The organism is Microbacterium sp. SD291 (genome assembly GCF_017355365.1).
Classification (GTDB): domain Bacteria; phylum Actinomycetota; class Actinomycetes; order Actinomycetales; family Microbacteriaceae; genus Microbacterium.
In genome coordinates, this window is record NZ_JADIJR010000070.1 from 1 (window position 1) to 1,404 (window position 1,404).

The 1,404-nt window shown below is 64.6% G+C and carries 1 protein-coding gene; it reads left to right on the forward strand.

All coding sequences use genetic code 11. The features are described from left to right. Positions 1-122 precede the first annotated feature (122 nt). On the forward strand, positions 123-1,346 hold the full coding sequence (locus IPV10_RS16800; protein WP_207485809.1) for an IS256 family transposase: 1,224 nt from the start codon (positions 123-125) through the stop codon (positions 1,344-1,346). Positions 1,347-1,404: the final 58 nt, after the last annotated feature.

Below are 1,404 nucleotides of genomic sequence, written 5' to 3' on the forward strand. Positions count from 1 at the left end.
GGTGACGTCCCATGGGGTGGTGTAGTTCTCAGCTCGGAGTGTCACGTCGTTGACGTGGTGAGCCATCGTGCGATGGTCAGTGAGAACCGACTAAAGCTACTCACAGAAAGACACAACGCACGATGGCTCTTGACCAGTCTGCCCTCCTCGAGCTCCTCGGGGAACTGAAACTCACCGATGTCACCGACCGGATCCGTGTCGCGACGGAAACGCTCTATCAGGAGCTGATCGATGCGGAAGCGGCCGCGTTCATCGGCGCCGCCCCCTTCGAACGCGCCCCGGGCCGTGTCACGCAACGCAATGGCACCCGCCCGCGCACCCTGACGACCACGGCCGGGGATCTGGAGCTGCGGCTCCCGAAGCTGCGGCAGGGGTCGTTCTTCCCGTCGCTGCTGGAGCGGCGCCGCCGCGTCGATCAGGCGTTGTTCGCGGTCGTGATGGAGGCATACGTTCACGGCGTGAGCACCCGCAAGGTCGATGACCTCGTGAAAGCGCTCGGCGCGGACACCGGCATCAGCAAGTCCGAAGTCTCACGGATCTGCGCGAACCTGGACGAGGACGTTGCCGCGTTCCGTGACCGGCCCCTCGCCGACACGACGTATCCGTATGTGTTCCTCGATGCGACCTACTGCAAAGCCCGTGTCGGCCGGCGGGTCGTCTCTCAAGCTGTCGTCGTCGCGATCGGCGTCGCGGCCGACGGGCGCCGGGAAGTGCTGGGCTTCGAGGTCGGAGAGACCGAATCGCAGCCGTTCTGGACGAGCTTCCTGCGCAGCCTGAAGGCCCGCGGGCTCGGCGGGGTGAAGCTGGTGATCTCCGATGCTCACACGGGTCTGATCTCCGCGATCGAGACGGTCTTCGCCGGCTCCGCCTGGCAGCGCTGCAGGGTCCATTTCATGCGCAACGTGCTCTCGAACGTCCCGAAAGCGTCGGGGCCGATGGTCGCGTCAATCATCCGCACGATCTTCGCGCAACCCGATACCGAGCACGTCTTCGCCCAGTTCCACGAAGTCGTCAGGATGCTCACCCGCTCGCACCCGAAGATCGCGAACATGCTCGAGGACGCGAAGAACGACATTCTCGCGTTCTGCGGATTCCCGCAACAGCACTGGCGACAGATCTGGTCCACGAACCCGCTCGAGAGGGTGAACAAAGAGATCAAACGCCGCACCGACGTCGTCGGCACGTTCCCCAACCCCGCCGCGCTCCTGCGCCTCGCCGGGCACGTCCTGATCGAGCAACACGACGAGTGGGACGGCGCCGACCGCCGCTACTTCAGCGAGCACTCCATGAAGCTCCTCACCGCGAACGACGAGGAGGTGGCAATCCCGGAACTCAACGCGGCATAATCAACACAGCTGATCCCGCACGGTGTCGAGAAACTCCACCACTCAGCGGGACGTCACC